This is a genomic window from Gracilibacillus halophilus YIM-C55.5 (assembly GCF_000359605.1).
GTDB lineage: Bacteria > Bacillota > Bacilli > Bacillales > Amphibacillaceae > Gracilibacillus > Gracilibacillus halophilus.
In genome coordinates, this window is record NZ_APML01000067.1 from 1 (window position 1) to 19960 (window position 19960).

Annotated in this window: 16 protein-coding genes and 1 pseudogene; 3 read left to right on the forward strand and 14 right to left on the reverse strand. The window is 38.0% G+C overall.

The features are described 5' to 3' along the window. Window positions 1–428 precede the first annotated feature (428 nt). Both J416_RS12590 and J416_RS15180 read right to left on the reverse strand, forming a co-directional pair. The gene (locus tag J416_RS12590) at window positions 429–1475 is read right to left on the reverse strand and encodes a 5-methylcytosine restriction system specificity protein McrC (RefSeq protein WP_003473096.1); all 1047 of its coding nucleotides are present in this window, start codon (window positions 1473–1475) and stop codon (window positions 429–431) included. Continuing rightward, complete coding sequence (locus J416_RS15180) at window positions 1462–3567, reverse strand: AAA family ATPase (RefSeq protein WP_003473098.1); 2106 nt, start codon at window positions 3565–3567, stop codon at window positions 1462–1464. The genes J416_RS12590 and J416_RS15180 overlap by 14 nt, the downstream gene beginning before the upstream one ends. Before the next feature lie 341 nt (window positions 3568–3908). Between J416_RS15180 and J416_RS16340 the strand changes: the two are divergent. Further along, a pseudogene (locus J416_RS16340) lies at window positions 3909–4012 on the forward strand (transposase); the annotation flags it as partial. 60 nt (window positions 4013–4072) lie between these two features. Here J416_RS16340 and rlmH read toward each other — a convergent pair. Beyond that, a complete protein-coding gene (rlmH, locus tag J416_RS12600; protein ID WP_003473100.1) occupies window positions 4073–4552 on the reverse strand; it encodes a 23S rRNA (pseudouridine(1915)-N(3))-methyltransferase RlmH in 480 nt (159 codons plus the stop codon). Between the two features lie 158 nt (window positions 4553–4710). On the opposite strand from rlmH, the gene J416_RS12605 reads away from it, so the two are divergent. Together J416_RS12605 and mgrA are read left to right on the forward strand one after the other, a co-directional pair. Beyond that, window positions 4711–5070 (forward strand): Lin0512 family protein, encoded by a 360-nt coding sequence (locus tag J416_RS12605; protein WP_003473101.1) that lies wholly within the window; start codon window positions 4711–4713, stop codon window positions 5068–5070. Between the two features lie 21 nt (window positions 5071–5091). Further along, window positions 5092–6084, forward strand: a complete 993-nt coding sequence (gene mgrA, locus J416_RS12610; protein ID WP_003473107.1) for an L-glyceraldehyde 3-phosphate reductase — start codon at window positions 5092–5094, stop codon at window positions 6082–6084. Between the two features lie 362 nt (window positions 6085–6446). Here mgrA and manA read toward each other — a convergent pair whose 3' ends face one another. The 11 genes from manA to dnaB form a co-directional block, all read right to left on the reverse strand. Next, on the reverse strand, window positions 6447–7409 hold the full coding sequence (manA, locus tag J416_RS12615; protein ID WP_003473110.1) for a mannose-6-phosphate isomerase, class I: 963 nt from the start codon (window positions 7407–7409) through the stop codon (window positions 6447–6449). A gap of 471 nt (window positions 7410–7880) precedes the next feature. After that, on the reverse strand, window positions 7881–8168 hold the full coding sequence (locus J416_RS15845; RefSeq protein ID WP_156809597.1) for a hypothetical protein: 288 nt from the start codon (window positions 8166–8168) through the stop codon (window positions 7881–7883). A gap of 69 nt (window positions 8169–8237) precedes the next feature. Next, complete coding sequence (locus J416_RS12620) at window positions 8238–9464, reverse strand: S1C family serine protease (protein ID WP_003473111.1); 1227 nt, start codon at window positions 9462–9464, stop codon at window positions 8238–8240. 23 nt (window positions 9465–9487) lie between these two features. Beyond that, window positions 9488–10282 carry an MBL fold metallo-hydrolase gene (locus J416_RS12625; protein ID WP_003473113.1) on the reverse strand — a complete coding sequence of 265 codons (795 nt, stop codon included), beginning with the start codon at window positions 10280–10282 and terminating at the stop codon, window positions 9488–9490. After that, a complete protein-coding gene (locus tag J416_RS12630) occupies window positions 10279–11229 on the reverse strand; it encodes a two-component system regulatory protein YycI (protein WP_003473118.1) in 951 nt (316 codons plus the stop codon). The genes J416_RS12625 and J416_RS12630 overlap by 4 nt, the downstream gene beginning before the upstream one ends. Next, entirely contained in the window at window positions 11229–12569 is a 1341-nt protein-coding gene (locus J416_RS12635; RefSeq protein WP_003473120.1) for a YycH family regulatory protein, read from the reverse strand. Before J416_RS12635 ends, J416_RS12630 begins: the two co-directional genes overlap by 1 nt. Then, window positions 12566–14398 carry a cell wall metabolism sensor histidine kinase WalK gene (gene walK / locus J416_RS12640; protein WP_003473122.1) on the reverse strand — a complete coding sequence of 611 codons (1833 nt, stop codon included), beginning with the start codon at window positions 14396–14398 and terminating at the stop codon, window positions 12566–12568. Before walK ends, J416_RS12635 begins: the two co-directional genes overlap by 4 nt. A 6-nt stretch (window positions 14399–14404) precedes the next feature. Then, a complete protein-coding gene (gene yycF / locus J416_RS12645) occupies window positions 14405–15109 on the reverse strand; it encodes a response regulator YycF (RefSeq protein WP_003473123.1) in 705 nt (234 codons plus the stop codon). 171 nt (window positions 15110–15280) lie between these two features. After that, the gene (locus J416_RS12650; RefSeq protein ID WP_003473124.1) at window positions 15281–16741 is read right to left on the reverse strand and encodes a peptidoglycan DD-metalloendopeptidase family protein; all 1461 of its coding nucleotides are present in this window, start codon (window positions 16739–16741) and stop codon (window positions 15281–15283) included. 317 nt (window positions 16742–17058) lie between these two features. After that, window positions 17059–18345, reverse strand: a complete 1287-nt coding sequence (locus tag J416_RS12655; protein ID WP_003473125.1) for an adenylosuccinate synthase — start codon at window positions 18343–18345, stop codon at window positions 17059–17061. Between the two features lie 245 nt (window positions 18346–18590). Then, on the reverse strand, window positions 18591–19952 hold the full coding sequence (gene dnaB, locus J416_RS12660; protein WP_003473127.1) for a replicative DNA helicase: 1362 nt from the start codon (window positions 19950–19952) through the stop codon (window positions 18591–18593). Window positions 19953–19960 lie beyond the last annotated feature (8 nt).

The following is a 19960-nucleotide window of genomic DNA, read 5'->3' on the forward strand; positions in this document are numbered from 1 at the left end:
ACAAAATTCTTGACACTCCCTGGTGTTCTGTAAAATTTAGATAAGTTGAGGTAATAATCTTACCTTTTATTCCTTTTTTATTAGCTTGTTTCAACGGATCTAATAAAAGTTGAAGGCCACTGAAATTAATAAAAGCCACGCTGAAATAAAATCTCTGACATTCTTGTATGCTTTGCGCTAACTCTTTTAAAAGATTTCCAGTATTATTATTTGTGATTAATTCCCATCGATCATCGAGCCACTCCTTGTTGTAATTAGAGGTTACTTAAATTACATATTTACTACACGTATGATAGAGCTATTATACTATAACAAAAATGGATAATAAAGTTAATGAACGTGTAGTAGAAGCCAATGCTTGTATTCTCTACATAACCTGCTAATATTATTATCAATAATAAAAAAGCCCCTCGAGATGATTTGAGGGGCTAAGTAAAAAATTGATTGGCATATGCTAATAGGTCTTCCTTTATTCCGCTAAAATCTTGTTGTAAATTCAGAGATGCAACAAAAATTTGATTACCTTTCATTTGATAAAGATGGTTAGGTTGATTTATTGCTGTTGTTTTCGCATAAAGTAGCATACCTGCTACGGTCTCGCCCGGTTCATTTTTCCAATTATTTATATAGGTGAAGATTTGATAAAGATTACTGGATTTTTGTTTTGCAGCTCCACCTTCAAACCTTGCTGCCATATTTTCTGAATAAAATTTCGCATCTACAATCAATGTTTTATTGTCTTTTTGAAGTACTAGGTCTGTTTGCATAATCGGCAATGCTTCTTTAAATCCATCATCAACATTCCACTGAATTTGAGGACGGGATACATTATATTTCGTTTCCCGTTGGAAAAAGGCATAAATAAACTTTTCATATAAAGATGATAATTTTTGCTCGTCTTGAATCTCTTTCAATATTTGTGATGCAGAGCTTTGATCAAATAATAACTCCTCATAAAGATATCTACACACGTCTACAATAAATTGATAACGGATGTTTTGGTGGTTATACCTAACGTTTTTCCATAGGTTTATGTCTAACTCTACATCTGATACCTCTTTAAAATAAGGCAGCAATCCGTAAAATAATCTACGCATTTTTTGACTTAATTTATTTGAACGCGAAAGGTAGACGAGTGTCGATTTAATAATTTGATTTAACAATATATCTTCAGAGAACTCATCATAAACAATTGCGACCTTTTTATCTACCAATGCATTTTTCTTTATCGTAGCATTGATATCAATTTTTCCCTTAATAAAATTGGAGGTCTCTTCAACACTTATATAATCTTTACTTAATCCTCCACGAATCAAAACGGGTATACCAATCGATAAAATTTCTGCATAAAGCTCTTTGACGTTCTCAAACTGTTCTGTTCCGATTTGTTTATACTCGGAAAGATGTAATGTTTGATAGGCATAGGAAAGCATATAGTATATATTACGGATTGGAATATTTTCATTTCTCTCCATCGTAATAACCTCTTAGTCGTTCAGCCCAATAGATGGCCTTCTGTTCATCATCAAACCAATATTCGAATAGCTGTGGAATAATATCATATTCGATCACCTCTTCTATACGCTCTTCAGTATTTACTTTATAAGCATCACCTACAAAGTAGCTATGCCCAATTTGAAAGCCTGTCCCTAGCTCTTCAACAATTTGATTATTTAATCTTTTAATTTGATCAATGATATGATGTAGAACTTCTGGATTATCTAATTCGCTTATATACGACATAAATGTCTCATTTTGAAATGCCGGTTTAATGTCGAAAAACGAAAATCTTCTCCTAAGTGCGTAGTCTAATAAAGCTAAACTTCTATCTGCCGTATTCATCATTCCAATAATGTATAAATTCGAAGGAACAGAAAAATAATCATTAGAATAGAGGAGATTGATTTGCTCCCCTCGCTTATCCGCTTCGATCAACATCATTAATTCTCCAAATATTTTACTCATATTCCCACGGTTAATTTCATCAATAATAAAAAAGTAGTCTCGTTCTGGATCTCGTGCTGCTTTTCTAGCAAACTTCACAAATGGTCCTTGTTTCAGCTCGAACCCTTCTCCTTCAGCTTTTGGACGGAAACCTTCAATAAAGTCCTCATAGCTATAGCTTTGGTGGAACTGAACCATATGGATTCGTGTTTCATCTTTTTCTCCCATCATTACACTCGCTAAACGTTTGGCAATATACGTTTTACCTACTCCTGGTGCACCTTTCAAAATAAGATTTTTCTTATTTTCGAGTAGAGAAATAAGACGTCTAAGCTCCTCATCCTCGATAAAAACCTCTGAAAGAAATTCAGCCGTTGTATAGGATTCATTTTCTTGCACAGTAGGCTTCGACTCAATAAAACGAATGTAGTAGTCAATGGAACTTCCCGATACACCTTTATATTTATTGTAGGCTTCATGTGATGCAACGGTATCTTTCAACTGTTTTAATTGCTCTGTATCTGTTTCGCCAAAAATGGGAGCATCAAAGTATTGCTCGATATCCTTTAACGCATTTACTTTTTGCATAACTGTTTTATCATTCAAGCTAACCCCTGTTTCTGTTACTTGATTGGATAACCAATTTCGAAATTCATTTATCTCAGTAGTTTTTGGATTAATAGAATCTTCATTCATTACTTGATCAATTTCTTGAATAAGAATTGGATAGGGATTTAGACATGTTAACGTTTTTTGAGCAATTGTTTGATGGATCTCCCACTTTCCAGCTTGAAACCATTCTACTTTTCTTCTATGTTTATACTCTAATGCTTCCTCATCGAAGTAGTAGTCACCCGTAACCAATCCGCGCGCGAGAATTTTTTTAATTCCTTCTTTTACGTATACAACGTCACCTATTTGAATTTCGTTATAGAAATCCCACACGGCCTTTGTATCATTAACCGGACGGACACCATCCGCTCTTTGCTCAGCTATTCCTCGTTCAACAGCTTCCTTTGAATCATAGGTTTTTAAATCTCCTAAATAGTCCCAACCAAGCGCAATCATGTTTCCAGCGTGGAACTGATCCCATAACCTTGAATTCTCACCAGGTGAAATGACCCAATAATTAATGCTGTTATCAATTTCATCTTCTTGATTCGCAATTTTTTTCTCTTTTTTAGGATATGTCAAAGTAGAATTTTCATCATAATATAAGAATATTAAATAAGATCGCATTAAAACGCCCCAGTCAGGTATCCCACCTAAATTATCAGGCTTACTTCTTTCACCGCGATTATATTGTTCTTCCGCATATTTTTTTCTAAATTGAATTCTTGTCTTACCAAACTTATCTGGATATCGAGGTGTACTCTTACCAGTTACTAATTTCTCAATATCTTCATCACTTTGTTCCGTCATTTGTTGATAGATATTTTTAAATTCTGAATATGATTGATACTCAAAAAAATTTTCCTTATAGCCTCTACTCAACCCAAACTTTCCCAACAGATATCCAAGCTTTTCAAGATATGGCGTGTACCAAACACCTGTTTTTCCGCCTAAGTTTTCAGTAACCCAATCTTTATATTTTTCCTTTTGAGTATTTACAACATCGTTCATAGAGCACCTCCAAAAAGAATATATTAAATTATGACAATATTATCCTCACTTTTTAACCGTCCAAATATACATCCCGCCCTGTAGCATACTATTCAGAAATGTGACTAAAATTTAACTAGCAGCACTTGAAACTCTCCATTCTTTTCAACATCTAAAGACAAATAGGGCTGCCAATTTATTTGATTGTTTTGTTTCAAGAATAAATCCTCCTCTCTATTTCTCTTTATACCTTTCGAAGCTTCTTCACCCCAAGATAATACCCAGTTATTTCAGCACCATTATGTATGTGAAAGGATTTATCTACAGAATTCATTTTCTTACCAGGGTTCCAGTATGCTTGGTCATTTGTGATTCATCTGTTTGAAAAGGCATCACAACGGATGAAATTGCACATCTGATCGAGCATTTGTATGGTCATCATTATTCCAAGCAAACGGTGAGTTCTACCTTTATTCAAGTTCCTGTATTAATTCTCTCGTTAATATAAGGAATTTTTGTTTACCAGTTATTTATGGTACGGTTCACCTTTCATTATCCTAAATCCCCGATACACCTGCTCTAACAACACCAGCCTCATTAATTGATGAGGAAAGGTCATCTTGGAAAATGACAAAGCATAATCACTGCGATCACGTACCGCTTCACTGAGTCCTAATGACCCGCCGATGACAAAGGCGATTTTGCTTTTGCCATGAATCATAAGTTGTTCAAGTTTTTCGGCAAATTTTTCAGAGGTTGGTGTTTGCCCCAATATTTCCAGGGAAATAACGTAGGTATCTGGGGAAATTTTAGACAAGATTCGTTCTCCCTCTTTGCGCTTTACTTCTTCTTGGTCTGCTTGACTCATGTTTTCTGGCGCTTGTTCATCGGGGACTTCTACTATATCAATTTTGGCATATTTGCTTAATCGTTTCATATACTCTTCTATACCTTGTTTTAAATATTTTTCCTTCAGTTTTCCGACGGCGACAATTGTTATTTTCAATGTCATTCATCCTCTCCGCGCTACTTCTATTCATATTTTAACAAAATTCTTACATTCACAAACCATTTCTCGATTGATTTTCATCGCTTTTTTCGATAATCTAATATATAGACGATACAATGAATGAGTTTCACCTTTTTGATGTTGGAGGCGATTACATGGAACAGATTATTTTTATCGAAACAGGGACAGGAATTGATGTGCATGGACAAAATGTAACGAAAGCTTGCTTACGAGCAGTGGAAAATGCGATTCATTACAATTCCATGCCAGGGATTCGCAACTACTTACCAGAACAGGACTTACACAATATGGTCGTCAACGTCAAATTAGCCGTGCCAAAAGATCAAGAATCCATCGACATTGATCAAATCAAAGAAGAAATTCCCTATGGCACAGTAAATGTGGAAATTATGGATGGTGGAATGGCGACAACATCTGGTATTATGCTTGAAGACAAACAAGATAAAAATGATTTGATGTATATCGTCAATGCAGCCGTTGAAGTCGGCTATTAATTTCACTAAGGAGGTATGCGAATGTCGTATCGAGCCAATCCAAAACGGTATCAAGAAATCACCTTTAACCGATGTGGTCATTCAGGAATCAAACTACCTGCCATCTCATTCGGTTTATGGAACAATTTTGGTGATAGGGACACGCTGGAGAATCAACGCAACATGCTTACCCGAGCTTTTGATTTAGGCATCACACATTTTGACCTCGCGAACAACTACGGACCCCCACCAGGATCAGCAGAGAAAAATTTCGGACGGATTTTACATGAAGATTTACATGCCTATCGAGATGAACTCATCATTTCAACCAAAGCAGGATTTCGAATGTGGGACGGACCATACGGTGATTGGGGATCGAGGAAATACTTAGTCTCTAGCCTCGACCAAAGCTTACAACGCATGAACCTCGATTATGTCGATATCTTTTACCACCACCGTCCTGATCCAGAAACACCTCTCGAAGAAACAATGGCCGCCCTTGATCACGTTGTCCGACAAGGAAAAGCACTTTATGTCGGAATTTCCAATTACAATGCAGAACAAACCAAGCAAGCAATTGACATTCTACAAGAGCAACGTACACCTTTTATCATTCATCAAGCAAAATATTCAATGCTTGATCTCACCATTGAACAAGGACTTACGAATGTTCTATCTGAACACGGCATCGGTTGTATCGCTTACGTACCACTGGCACAAGGTTTGTTAACTAACAAATACTTAAATGGCATTCCGAAAGAGTCACGCGCTGCAAAAGATTACATTCCGTTTCTCAACGAACGTGATATCTCATCCGACGTCTTACAAAAAGTGAAGAAGCTAAACAATATCGCAGCCGCTCGCGGGCAAACATTAGCACAAATGGCATTAGTTTGGGTGCTGCAGCAGGAATCCGTTGCTTCTGCGTTAATTGGAGCGAGTCGTGTCAGCCAAATCGAAGAAAATGTCAAAGCGCTCGACCGATCAGACTTTACACCTGACGAACGAAAAGCCATTAGAGAAATTATTGAATGATTCTACTCTTCAAAAATAGTAAGATTCCAACGATAGATAGATCATGAGCTGTAGGCGACGATGCGAGGAGCAGTTGTACTTGTAGTGCAGGCGCCCGCCCGTTTAGCCAATAGCGAATGATCTGATCAAACAAAAACCCGAGGCTTATCAAATAAGCTCGGGATTCAGTTTCTCATCTTGTTCTGATGATTGATGAGACGCGATCAATCCACACCTGTATTATTTATTCAAATATATATTCGTCCACATGTGGATAACTTTTAAAGTTCCGCTATTTCAAATCCAGCATATTGGCTCTTTTCCTTCGAATGATCGCTAACCACATCGTACATGACAAGCAAACTTTCCCGTTGAGATCTTGATTATTTCGATGGATATGAAACGATGAATTCTGCTTTGCCTTGTAGTGAGAATTGTGAGATCGTTGCTGGAATAATAAAATGATCGCCTTTTTCGATGTTGTACGTCACCTCATCTACAATGACGGTTGCTTCGCCTTGAATGACGCTAACTTGTAAAAAGTCCTCTGTTCTTGTTTGTTCTATAGAGCCATTTAACGTCCAATGGTACACGCTAAAATACGCTTCTTCGACGAGCTTTTTCTCTATGAATCCTTCTTTTACACGCTCGGTTTGATTGAGTTGTGGTGTTTCATGTGGAACAGTCGTCACTTCTTTTGCTTGTTCTAAGTGTAGCTTTCTTTTATTTCCTTGCGCGTCGGTTCGATCATAGTCATACACACGATATGTAATATCCGAGCTCTGTTGTGTTTCTAAAATTACAATTCCTTTGCCAATCGCATGAATCGTCCCACTGGGTACATAGACAAAATCGCCAGGCTGAACGTTTATTCGTCGTAATAAATGATCCCAGTTGCCGCGATCAATCAATTGCTCGAGTTCTTCGCGCGTCTGTGCGTGATGCCCAATAATTAACTCAGCATCTTCCTCAGCATTTAAGACATACCAGCATTCCGTTTTTCCATAAGATTCATTGGCCACTTCACTTGCATAATGATCATCAGGATGAACTTGAACGGATAAATCGTCATTCGCATCTAAAATTTTTACTAACAGTGGATACTCTTCAGTTGGCTTTTGGGGTTGACTAAATAATTCTCCATGGTTCTGCCACGCATCACGTAACGTTTGCCCTTTTAGCGGACCGTTCGTAATTTTACTTGGCCCGTTTTCATGGGCTGAGATCACCCAAGCTTCACCGGTTTTATCATAAGGGATCGAATATTGAAATTCAGTATGTAGCTTCTGGCCACCCCATATCCTTTCTTTAAAAATCGGTTCTAGAAAAATCGGTTCCTGATACATGTTCTCGTTTCCACCTCTTCCCTCTTACTCTCTTTTCACCTTACTATGATGCGAATAAAAACGCAAAGTATTTTTTGAAGTTATCCACAATTTTATCCACTTCAGATTAAATACGTCATTTATTCACAATATGTACCCAATGTTACCGGATAAATCCACAAAATTATCCACAATTCCACAATGCATGGTATATATTTCGTATAGGAATTTATGTTCTATACCACATCTAGCAAGTTATCCATATATAAATCCACAACCTGTGTATAACTTGTTAAAATTCATTTATGTGCCTTACTTATCAAAAAATTTTCCTTCTACATGTCATTTTTCTTCATGCTGCTGGCGATTACCGGGAAAAGTTTATAAAGATAAGATGAGATTTCCCGGTAATTCTTTAAGTACTGGGAAAACAGTCGTTTATCATACGGAGATTTCCCAGTAAAACGCAAATTATCCGGAAAACTGTACATGTTACTCTCTTGATTTCCGGGTAAATGACAAATTACTGGGAAATCGATATATGATGATGACTAGATTCCCTGGTAAAATACATATCAGCTTTTTTATCATGCAAACAGGATAAGTGAAATCTTCCATTTGCATGGTAAATGAATTTTCGATGCAAATATCCAGTCTTGGATCTTCTGTTTGACATATATATTGATTTTTCATGCAAACAGCCGATCTCGGATCTCCTATTTGACGCATATATTGATTTTTCATGCAAACAGCCAGTCCTAAATGTTCTGTTTGACTCATATATACACATCAATTAAAAAAACGGTGAATCACTGCCTCGATAAGGTAGTGATTCACCGCGTTTTGCGATTAATATGATAATGTTCCTAATTCCACTGTCGTTTGTTGCTGTTCGCCCCTGCGATAATACGTAATCTCAAGCGTTTCTCCTACTGATTTTTCTTGATACAAATGTTTTCGTAAATCAACAATGTTATAAATCGGTTCACCGTCTAATGCTGTGATGACATCATATGCCTCTAAACCACCTTGTTCAGCTGGTGACATAGGTTCGACACTGCGGATATAAATCCCGCCTTCTACTTCAGCAGGAAGCTCCAAACTACGATCCCATTCAGCTTGGGCGACATCTTCTAATGAATACGCTTCTACTCCTAAATAGGCACGTGTCACTTCTCCATTTTGCTCTAATTCTTGAATGACGGGGATCGCATCATCGACTGGTATCGCAAAACCGATGCCCTCGACTGCCGATTGAGCTATCTTCATGGAATTAATACCTATTAGTTGCCCTTCCATATTAATCAGTGCACCGCCGCTATTTCCTGGATTAATCGCGGCATCGGTCTGAATAACTTCAGCCTGCCAATCCGCGCGCCCGTCACCGTTAAAATCTTGTGGAATCGCCCGTTGTGTACCACTTATAATACCTTGTGTAACCGATCCTGATAAATTCATACCGAGCGGATTCCCAATCGCGATAGCTGGTTCGCCGACGTTGACTTGGCTGGACGTGCCGATTTCAATCGCTTGCTCGGCATAAGAAGCATCGATTTCTATAACAGCCAAGTCTGTAAACATATCGCTTCCTACAATTGAAGCTTCCACTCTTGATTCGTCTGGTAACATAATTTCCACTTGATCTGCTCCTTGGATCACGTGATGATTGGTAATAATGTAGGCACTACTATTGTCAATTTTATAAATGACGCCTGAGCCTATACCTTGTTGGTTTTCCTCTTCTTGATCCCACAGGCTCATACCTGATTGTACATTGACAACACCAACGACAGCCGGTGTTACTTCAGAAACTATATCTGATATGCGTGTAGATATATCCACTTCTACGTTCGTTACATTGGATGTTGTCCCTGGATTTGATTGATCGTTATCCGCTTCGTTTGCATCATCCATCTCACCTGTAATCACTTGGTATGGCAATAGATCATATGTAACCATGGTTGGTAAAAGAACAGCGAAAAGAAAAGCACCAAGCACCGCTCCAATGATAAACGGTGTGAGCCAACTTCTTTTGCGCTTTCGTCTGTTCGGATAGTGATGATCATAGTAACCCATGTTTTCACCTCAATGATATTCTGTCATAGTTCACATAATGGCGTTGGATGTTTCGGGTCCGTATCGTGTAAAGTCATTTGTTGACCGATTTTGAATCCATATTGATTCAGACCACTTTCTACAGACATCCTAGCAATATCCTTCATATTGTTATCTTTGCTTAAATGGGCTAAATAAATACGCTTTGTTTGATCATCAATAATATCTTTTAATGCCAGTGCGCAATCTTCATTGGACACATGCCCCGTATCTCCTAAAATTCGACGCTTTACACTCCACGGATAACGGCCCATACGAAGCATCTCCACATCATGATTAGCCTCAAAAATAAGCGCATCGGCACCTGCTACTGTTTTTTTTATTCGTTCGGACACATAACCTAAATCGGTCACAAGCGCAACCTTTTTCCCTTGATAATGAAAGGTGAAAAACATTGGGTCAGCCGCATCATGTGAGACAGCAAATGATTCCACATCGATATCGCCAAAGGTTTTTGTTTCTTCCATTCGAAATAAAAACTTCTGGTCGAGATCGATTTTGCCTATCGATTGATCCATCGCCTGCCATGTCTTTTCATTCGCATAGATCGGTAATTGATACTTCCGTGCAAAGATGCCTAGTCCCTTAATATGATCACTATGCTCATGTGTCACCAATATTCGTGATAAGGTATTGGGATCAATATCTATTTCAGAAAAAAGTCGCGTCATCTCTTTCCCGCTTAATCCTGCGTCCACTAAAATTTTTTCATTTTCGGTACCAATGTAAAATGCATTTCCAGTACTTCCTGATGCTAACATACTAAACTGAATCGTCATTCTTCTCCCACTCCATTTGATGATTGTCCACTCGTTGCTTCTTGAAAGCTACTTAGCATTTCATCGATCAATGATTGTCTTTCTTCTTCATCCATATCTCCGCTAATTACTTCTGTATTCATTGTTGACGAACCATTCGAATAATCGGTTAACTGACTGTTCAATTCATTAGAAAAATCCTTGGGCTCCCGTATTAACGAATGTCCTTCGGTTGCATTGACATAAATTGATTTATTATTATTTACAGTAATTTCCCACGTTGGTGCTAGTACTTGTACACCATTTGGTAGTGGTAATAAGTTTTGATAGCCCATTTGAACATTGGTAATCTCATTACCGGATGATAGTTCATTATTTTTATACAAATTCGTGACAGGCTCCATTGGGGAAATTAATTCCTCAGGCTCAGGTTGTTCTTCAGATTTTTTGAGTAATGCTTGGGCATAATGAGTCATTTCCCCATCACTATTCAGTTGAACAATGATTGCACCACTTAAATTATAAAAGATTGGATTTTCGATTTGTTGAAAAAAGATGAGCCGCTGATTCGTCTCGTCTTTGCCAGAATATTGATATTCACTGTCATTCCATATATGCTCGCGTAAATTCGCCATTTCCCCTTCCACATTGATTGGAACCGGGTCATCTAATTGCGATACGATAAAATAATCGTTGATCACCATTGTTGTTTGATTCGGAAGTTCTTGCAATTCTTGTTTATCTGTTGTCGTTAATTTTTTGCGTTGGGCATGCAACATAGAGGCTTCCCCTGGTTCCTCTGGAATGTTGTCTAAGCCTGTAATATTATTGCGTAAATTCTCTTCTTCACCATATTCAGGGATGGTGGAAATCACTGAGTTATCCTCTTTCAAAAAATGATAGAGCAAAAAGGCATCAAGCACTAAAAAGCAGAGGATAAATAATGTTTTTATTTGCCCCCATTGCATTATTGATTTCCCCCTTGCTCCGTAAATGTATTTTCATCAACAATTTCCCAACCACTATACGTACGAATCGACCATGTTGGAATGAGATCATATACTTGCTCTCCTTCTTGACTCATTTGGTATCCCACTTGAATATCTACAATCTGATCAAATGAATAGGTTTCACTGGCCTCAATAGATCGGATTAATTCTTGGGCCGTCATTAATGGTGTAGATGCTCTATCATACGAATAGGTGAGTTGAACTAACGAACGATGATATGAGAGCACTTCTTGACCGTCCATATGAAGATAAATATGAGCTAAGTTTTTCGATGAGAAGATTGGATGTTGATTGTATACCATGCGATAGTCGACCGAATGACCAGGAACGGATAAATTGTAAAGCTGATATTGAATGCCTTGTCCAACAAACCAACCTTTATGTTTATTCATATGATTAATAGTATTGGTAATTAATTGACTACCTTGGTCATCTGTATCATCATTATTACTCCCTTGATTATTTTGAGATAGAGAGAATTTAGAAAATTCCATATAATAGCCATCAATCATTAATTCTCTATGATCATCTGAATAGACTTCCTCACCATTTGGTGTATTCGCATGACTTACAATAGCTGGATTATAAAACAATATATTTAAAAATTCATTAGAATCATAATCAACCGTTCGATAACGAAATTTTCGTCCTTTCAATTCTGGATTGCTTGGAATATAAATATCCTGTTCTTGTGCCCCTTCCACCTGCCGATAAGAGATAAGCTTATTTGCGTTATCTGTTCGTTTTTCTTCCAAATAATCAATTGCTTTTTGTGTGTTTTGAATATTCGCTACGATATCTGGACCACTATCATTTGAACTCTTAAACACGATATGATGCTGATCTCGATTTTCATCAATGAAGATGACAATTCGGTCAAAAAAGCGTTCAAATATCACTGGATTCTCCAATTGAAACAAATCATTGATCACAGAAGAAGGCAATGCAGTTGGAAACGTCATTTTTAATTTCCGATAAGCATACTCATCATATGATCCTTGTTCTCTTTGCTCAAAATTATACAATGACCAGTCTTGGATTGTCTGAAAAATTTCTCTTTCTAGACTTTTTTCTTCAAAACCAACTGCATTGTCATCACCGATTTGATAGATCAGTCGATTCGGATAAATGACATCATCTTTCGTTTGTTCTTCACCATTTAGCGTTGCTGGTTGGGCATCTTGATTACTAGTTTCATCAAATGTTCCTTCATAATTCCATACTAAAAATGTTAGCACCATACTTACGCCAATGAGGAAGACTAAAATAACGGTTTTAATTCCTTCAACTTTAATCATTGGCCATTACCTCTCTTTCTAACAGGTAGCGGTAATGTAAAGGATATAGTTGTCCCCTGTCCTTCTTGACTCTCTGCCCAAATATGACCGCTATGGGATTCAACAATCTCTTTAGAAATCGCAAGTCCCAAACCTGTTCCGCCTAATTGACGGGACCTTGCTTTATCAACACGATAAAAACGATCAAAGATTTTATCGACTTTCTCTTGTGCGATGCCAAGTCCTTCATCGATAATACTGACTTTCAATCGATGCGCTTGTTTTTCTACTTGAAATGTGATCGTACCACCTTCTGGTGAGTATTTCATCGCATTAGATAGAATGTTATCGACTACTTGTGTAATTTTATCGGTATCTAACCACATCATGACTGTATCATTTGGGATGTTGCGCTTAAATGAAATATTATCTGATTTATTCATTTCAAATCGATCCACAATGTCATGGAAGAATGGAATCACATTCACTTGTTGCATATTCATCGTATTATCCGTTTGATCCATACGAGATAATTGGAGTAGATCATTCACTAGACGGATCATACGCTCTGTTTCATTCTGTGTGACTTGTAAAAAGTAAGGCGCTAATTCCTCATCTTCCCATGCCCCATCAGACAAGGTTTCTAAATAGCTTCGCATCGTTGTTAACGGTGTGCGCAATTCATGGGAAACATTGGAGACAAACTCGCGCCGTTCGCGTTCTACCTTCTCTTCTTCTGTTACATCGCTAATAACCGTAATCAAGCCATTAAACATTTCATTTTGGTCTTGTACAATTGAAAAATTAGCTTTTAGTAGGAAGAACTGATCCTCATTACTAAAATCAATCGTTAAAGACCCTGTTTCCTCTAATTCTTTTAAATCAACAATATTCTCTTCAAGTAACAATACTTCAGCGAGTGGTTTACCTTTTACATCATGGAACGACTGGCCAATCAAACGAGCAGCAGGTTCATTCATTAATGAGATTCTGCCATGTTCATCTGTTGCCATCACACCGTCTGACATATTTGATAACACGGAACTCAATTTTCTTCTCTCTTCTTCAGTAGATTGATTGGCTTGTTTAAGCCGATCGTTCATCTCATTAAAAGTCATGGCCAATTGACCAATTTCGTCAGTTCCATACACATTTACTTTTTTCGAAAAATTTCCGGTAGCCATGATCATTGCTTGTTTACGCATCTCAGTAATGGGCTTTGTAATCGAACGGGCTACTAAGATCCCTAAAATAACAGACACTAATATCGCTAAGATCATCCCATTTAAGAAAATTTGATTCGTACTTTCAACTTGATTGTATACCTCTTCAATGGACGCTTCAACACGTATCGCACCTACTACAGCATCACCATCTTTTACGGGAACAGTACGAACGAGCACACGGTCATCAGTATATTGATTACGCATAATCTGTTGATCGGTTTGGTCATATTGCAGTGCAATGTTAATCCCTTGATACCCTTTTGTTCGTTTACCTAAGCGTTCATAATCACTTTTGGTACCGATTACCCGCATTTGTGAATCAACAACGAATAAATCACTAAATAACCCTGTCGTATAGCGATAGCGATTAACAATCGATTGTACATCGTCTTGCAAGGTGGGGGTATCATCATCTTCTGAACGTTCTTTCGCAAATGCATCCGCCAAATTGGTTTCTAATAATTCCATTCGTTCCTCTACATTATTAATAAAGTTGTTTTTTAGACTTTGTTCAAGTTCTTGAGTGAAATACGTACCAATGACGAGAAAAGCAAGCAACAGAAATAGGGTTAAAATAATAATGATTTTTAATCGGATCGATTGATAAAAACTGACTCGCTTCATAATAGATTACTCCTGCTCAGGATTTCTCAAATAGTAGCCAACACCTCTTCTAGTGACAAGCCAAATCGGGTTACTCGGATGATCTTCAATTTTTTCCCTTAACCGACGTACCGTGACATCAACTGTTCGAACATCACCGAAATAATCATAACCCCAAACCGTTTCTAGTAAATGTTCGCGTGTCATGACTTGTCCAATATGGCGAGCCAAATAGTGTAATAATTCAAATTCACGATGCGTGAGTTCAATATACTCACCATTTCTCGTCACCGTATAGGCATCTGGGTGAATGACGAGCGAACCAATCGCAATATCTGTCGTATCTTGTTTCTGATTAGCAGGAGCCTGCTGCTGTCTACGTAAATTAGCCTTCACTCTAGCAATGACTTCGCGATTACTAAATGGTTTCGTCACATAATCATCCGCCCCTAGCTCTAATCCTAGTACTTTATCAATTTCAGCATCTTTTGCAGTGAGCATGATAATCGGCATACTATGTGTTTTACGCACTTCACGGCATACTTCATTGCCATCTTTGTTCGGAAGCATAATATCTAATAAAATTAACTCTGGATTTTCTTGTGTTGCTAATTCAATGGCCTCATCGCCGTCATATGCACATATAACGGCATAACCTTCTTTCTCTAAATTAAATTTTAATATATCGGCAATCGGCTTTTCGTCATCAACGACTAATACAAGCTGACTCATCCAAGCACATCCTTTTCCAGAAAATTTGCATGTCCTTATCTTCTTATTTTAACTGATATTTCGTGAAATGTCTTTTCTTACATAAAAGATGAAAGAAAACCCCTTGTCACAAGATTTTGTAACAAGGGGTTTATATTATATTTCAACGGGTATTGGCTGAGTAGGGAGATCTTATAATAAATCGGCTGGATTTACTAAAGAACCATTATTTCGAACTTCAAAGTGTAAGTGTACGCCAGTTGAATAGCCAGTGGTTCCCATTGTGCCGATTTTTTGGCCTTTTTCGACGGTTTGTCCAGCTGATACGCTGATTGACGATAGATGGGCGTATGTCGTGCGATAACCGTTGTTATGATCGATCACAATTTTGTTACCATAACCACCATCGTCCCATCCTGCAGAAACGACCGTACCATTATCAGCGGCTAAAATACTTCGATTACTTACACCAGAAATGTCAATTCCTTTATGGTACGAACCCCAACGGTTGCCCATATGGCTTGTAATAGACCCGCCAACTGCTGGCCACTGTAAGTCGCCAGATCCTCGAGAAGGGACAACTTTCGTACCTTTCACAACAATCTCTTTCGTTGGTTCTTCTGTCACCGTTTCATTGACTACTTTACGTTTTACAGTGTTACCATTTACTTTTTCTAATTTGTAATGAACTTTTTTCTTACCATTACTACCTTCTTGTTCGACTTCTTCATCGCCTTTATATAACTCGTCTGATTCTTTGACTTCTGTTTCATAATCAATGGTTTCTTCTGTCATCGTTTCTTCTGTTACAACTACTTCTACGTAAGGTTTGACTTCAGTTACATTGATTTTGTCACCAATCTGCAAAAGAGAATCTTCGTCTAAATCTGGATTTAATTCTAGTAATTTATCTAAGTTTAAGTCGTGATCGCTAGCAATTGATCCCAGTACGTCCCCTTCTTGCACTTCATATTTCTTTTCCTCTAGTGTGCCTTTTTCGAGAAGGGTTAACCCTTCTTTTTGATTTACAAGTTTCTTTTTTGCAACTTTTGCTTCGTCATATGAAACTTTCTCTGATAGTTTTACGTCTTTAATCGTAGAGTCGCCCACTTGTAAATTGGTTTCTTCCGGTTGGTCTTCTTCCGTTGAGTCACCGTCTGTAGAATTCTCATCTAAACGAGTTAACACTTCTTTGTCTACAAACTTTTCTTTGTAAGATTGAATCACATCTTCAGCAGTTGATTGATCAGGGAAGTAACCAACGACTTCATCATCGATTTTAAGTGCTGTTGCTTCCACTTTAACGGTCAGTTCTTCATCTAAGAAATCGATTACTTCTTGGCGATCAGTGCTTGGTTCAAACACTTTCTCTTCAACCATTGTGACATTCTCACCTGCTGTATATGTAAGGTCTTGTTCAGACTCTTCTTCTTTTGCTGCGACTACGTCATCAATGTACTTTTGCACGACTTGCTGATTGTCAACGACACCCACATGTGTATCATTCATATATACGTGGTATATCGTTTCTAGATCTGAATCATCAGCATAAACAGTATTTGCGGTAAAACCTAAACTTACAATCCCAACGATGGACAATCGTTTGATCCACTTAGACCATGATGGAAAATTGCTTGACTTTTCTCCTCGCATGACTCCAATCCTCCTAGACTTCCCTACAGCCAAATTCTATCTTTATTTATATCTTTTATTTCCTCTATCAATCTAACACATGATCTAAAGGGATGTAAGGGATTTAAACAGATTGTAATACAAATGTATAATAAAAACCATATAATTCCACGTAGATGTGTGAAATGTGATCTATTTTTTGCGAAACTACAGCTTTTTTGCGAAAATCGAAATAATTTTGCGAAATGATATATTATTTTGCGATATTACAGAAATTTTTGCGAAAAATGCCGATTATTTTGTCAAATAAAAAGACCACATAATTGTGGCCTTTTTCATTAGCTATATACGCTACGGACAACGTTGGTTTGTGAACGATCGGGTCCAACAGAGAAAATGGATAGTGGTATACCGGTAAGTTGCGATATGCGCTCTAAGTAGTGACGAGCATTTTCAGGCAATTCATGCAAGCTACGCACATTTGTGATATCTTCCGTCCATCCTGGCATTTCTTCATAAATCGGTTCACACTCTGCTAAAATGTTCAAATTGGCTGGGAATTCTTCCATAATCTCACCCTTATAGCGATAAGAAGTGCAGATTTTAACCGTTTGGAGTCCTGTTAACACATCAATAGAGTTTAGAGACAAGTCAGTAATCCCGCTCACACGTTGCGCATGGCGAACGACTACACTGTCAAACCAACCTACGCGGCGTGGTCGTCCTGTTGTTGTACCGTATTCATTGCCAACTTCTCTAATTTGATTGCCGATGTCCCCATCAAGTTCAGTAGGGAATGGACCATCTCCGACACGTGTTGTATAGGCTTTTGATACACCAACGACATGATCAATTTTCGATGGACCGACGCCTGAACCGATCGTGACACCACCAGCAATTGGATTTGATGAAGTGACAAAAGGATAAGTTCCTTGATCGATATCAAGCATCACTCCTTGTGCTCCTTCAAATAGTACGCGGCGTCCTTCATCTAAGGCACCGTTCAGCACGACCGAAGTATCTGTCACATACTGTTTTAATTGCTGGCCATATTCATAATATTCATGCAGTATATCATCAACGTGTAAAGCTGATTTTTCATATACTTTTTCGAATAAACGATTTTTCTCTCTTAAATTACTTTCGAGTTTTTGTTGAAAAGCTGATTTATCAAGCAAGTCAGCTACTCGAATACCGACACGTGCTGCTTTATCCATGTAAGCAGGTCCAATTCCTTTACGTGTCGTTCCAATCTTGTCCGCACCTTTATCTTCTTCTTGAAGAATATCAAGTTCTACATGGTAAGGTAAAATAACGTGCGCGCGATTGCTAATACGTAAATTATCTGTACTTACGCCTTTATCGTGTAAGTATTTGATTTCTTCAACTAATGCTTTAGGATCAATAACCATTCCGTTTCCTAACACACATTCTTTATCATCAAAGAAAATACCAGAAGGAATCAAATGTAATTTATACGTAATACCGTCAAACTTAATCGTATGACCGGCATTATTTCCACCTTGATAACGTGCTACCACTTCTGCATGTTGTGATAAGAAATCTGTTATTTTTCCTTTCCCTTCGTCTCCCCATTGTGTTCCAACGACAACTACTGAAGACATGTCGCACCTCCGCCTTTTCTAATTCATTAACCAAACCAATTTTACCAACCATCTAAAACGTTGTCAATTTAATTTACGAACATTTACCGGTTTCATTTATAGAACGTTCGTGAATTGCGAGAAATTTCCTAAGGTATCGTTGTAATGAAGACATAAAATCGTTGCTAGAAGCAAAAAAGTGCCTTCATTCACATGATGAAGACACTTTTTGTTCGTTTCAATTCATATTTTTACGTTCATTCCCGTTAGGCTGGTGGAATATCACTCTCTTGATAACGGTGGTCGAGATCGACGAATTTGTTGTATTCTTTCACAAATGCAAGTTCTACAGTGCCGACTGGGCCGTTACGTTGCTTGGCAATGATAATTTCAATATTGTTTTGCTGTTCTGATTCTTGATCATAGTAATCATCACGGTATAAGAACCCAACAATATCAGCGTCTTGCTCAATACTTCCAGATTCACGTAAGTCAGACATCATCGGTCGCTTATCTTGGCGTGCTTCCACACCACGCGATAACTGTGATAAAGCAATCAATGGAACGTCAAGTTCACGAGCTAGTCCTTTTAATGAACGAGAGATCTCTGACACTTCTTGTTGACGGTTCTCTCTTGAATTACCATTTCCTTGGATCAACTGTAAATAATCAATTAAAATCATACCGAGCCCATGTTCTTGTTTTAAACGTCGACATTTTGATCGGATTTCACTCACTTTAATACCTGGTGTATCATCAATGAAGATCCCAGCGTTCGAGAGGCTCCCCATCGCTAAAGACAACCGGTTCCAATCTTCATCTTCTAGTGTACCAGTTCGTAACCGTTGGGCATCAATATTTCCTTCGGCACATAACATACGCTGTACGAGCTGTTCAGCGCCCATTTCTAAACTAAAAATCGCCACATTCTCATTCGTTTTTACAGAAATATTTTGTGCGATATTAAGGGCAAATGCAGTTTTTCCCATCGATGGACGGGCTGCCACTATAATCAAGTCATTTCGCTGAAAGCCTGATGTAATTCGATCTAAATCACGAAAACCGGATGGGACCCCGGTGACTTCCCCTGTATTTTTGTGTAATTGGTCGATATTATCATACACTTCAATGAGTACATCATTGATATTTTTAAAAGCGGAAGCGTTTTGTCGATTGGATACTTCCAAAATGCGTTTTTCCGCTTCATTCAACACTTCATCGACATCATCTTCCATAGCAAAACTGTTCGTCACAATGTCAGTGGCTGTACGAATTAATCGCCTAAGCAATGCTTTCTCTTCAACGATCCGGCAATAATATACAATATTAGCAGCAGTAGGGACTGCGTTTGCAAGGTCACTCAAATAGGACACGCCACCTACTTCCTCAAGCAGTTGCTGGTTCGATAAAGCTGTTGTCACCGTAACAAGGTCAATCGGCTCTGCATTATCCGCTAGCTCAAGAATATTACGAAAAATTTGCTGATGGCTAGCACGATAAAAATCTTCTGGTATTAATATTTCTGAAGCGCTTGATAAAGCCTCAGGTTCCAAAAATATCGCACCAATTACCGCTTGTTCGGCTTCCAAATTATGTGGCGGTGTTCGATCTTGTAAAGCTTCACTCATCACCTCTG

Coding starts and splice junctions, on each gene's coding strand:
- J416_RS12650 (WP_003473124.1), bottom strand. CDS start 16,741: ATGCGAGGAGAAAAGTCAAGCAATTTTCCATCATGGTCTAAGTGGATC.
- J416_RS12620 (WP_003473111.1), bottom strand. CDS start 9,464: ATGGGTTACTATGATCATCACTATCCGAACAGACGAAAGCGCAAAAGA.
- walK (WP_003473122.1), bottom strand. CDS start 14,398: ATGAAGCGAGTCAGTTTTTATCAATCGATCCGATTAAAAATCATTATT.
- J416_RS15845 (WP_156809597.1), bottom strand. CDS start 8,168: ATGAGTCAAACAGAACATTTAGGACTGGCTGTTTGCATGAAAAATCAA.
- J416_RS12605 (WP_003473101.1), top strand. CDS start 4,711: ATGGAACAGATTATTTTTATCGAAACAGGGACAGGAATTGATGTGCAT.
- J416_RS12655 (WP_003473125.1), bottom strand. CDS start 18,345: ATGTCTTCAGTAGTTGTCGTTGGAACACAATGGGGAGACGAAGGGAAA.
- manA (WP_003473110.1), bottom strand. CDS start 7,409: ATGTATCAGGAACCGATTTTTCTAGAACCGATTTTTAAAGAAAGGATA.
- J416_RS12625 (WP_003473113.1), bottom strand. CDS start 10,282: ATGACGATTCAGTTTAGTATGTTAGCATCAGGAAGTACTGGAAATGCA.
- J416_RS12635 (WP_003473120.1), bottom strand. CDS start 12,569: ATGATTAAAGTTGAAGGAATTAAAACCGTTATTTTAGTCTTCCTCATT.
- J416_RS12590 (WP_003473096.1), bottom strand. CDS start 1,475: ATGGAGAGAAATGAAAATATTCCAATCCGTAATATATACTATATGCTT.
- dnaB (WP_003473127.1), bottom strand. CDS start 19,952: ATGAGTGAAGCTTTACAAGATCGAACACCGCCACATAATTTGGAAGCC.
- J416_RS15180 (WP_003473098.1), bottom strand. CDS start 3,567: ATGAACGATGTTGTAAATACTCAAAAGGAAAAATATAAAGATTGGGTT.
- mgrA (WP_003473107.1), top strand. CDS start 5,092: ATGTCGTATCGAGCCAATCCAAAACGGTATCAAGAAATCACCTTTAAC.
- J416_RS12630 (WP_003473118.1), bottom strand. CDS start 11,229: ATGCAATGGGGGCAAATAAAAACATTATTTATCCTCTGCTTTTTAGTG.
- yycF (WP_003473123.1), bottom strand. CDS start 15,109: ATGAGTCAGCTTGTATTAGTCGTTGATGACGAAAAGCCGATTGCCGAT.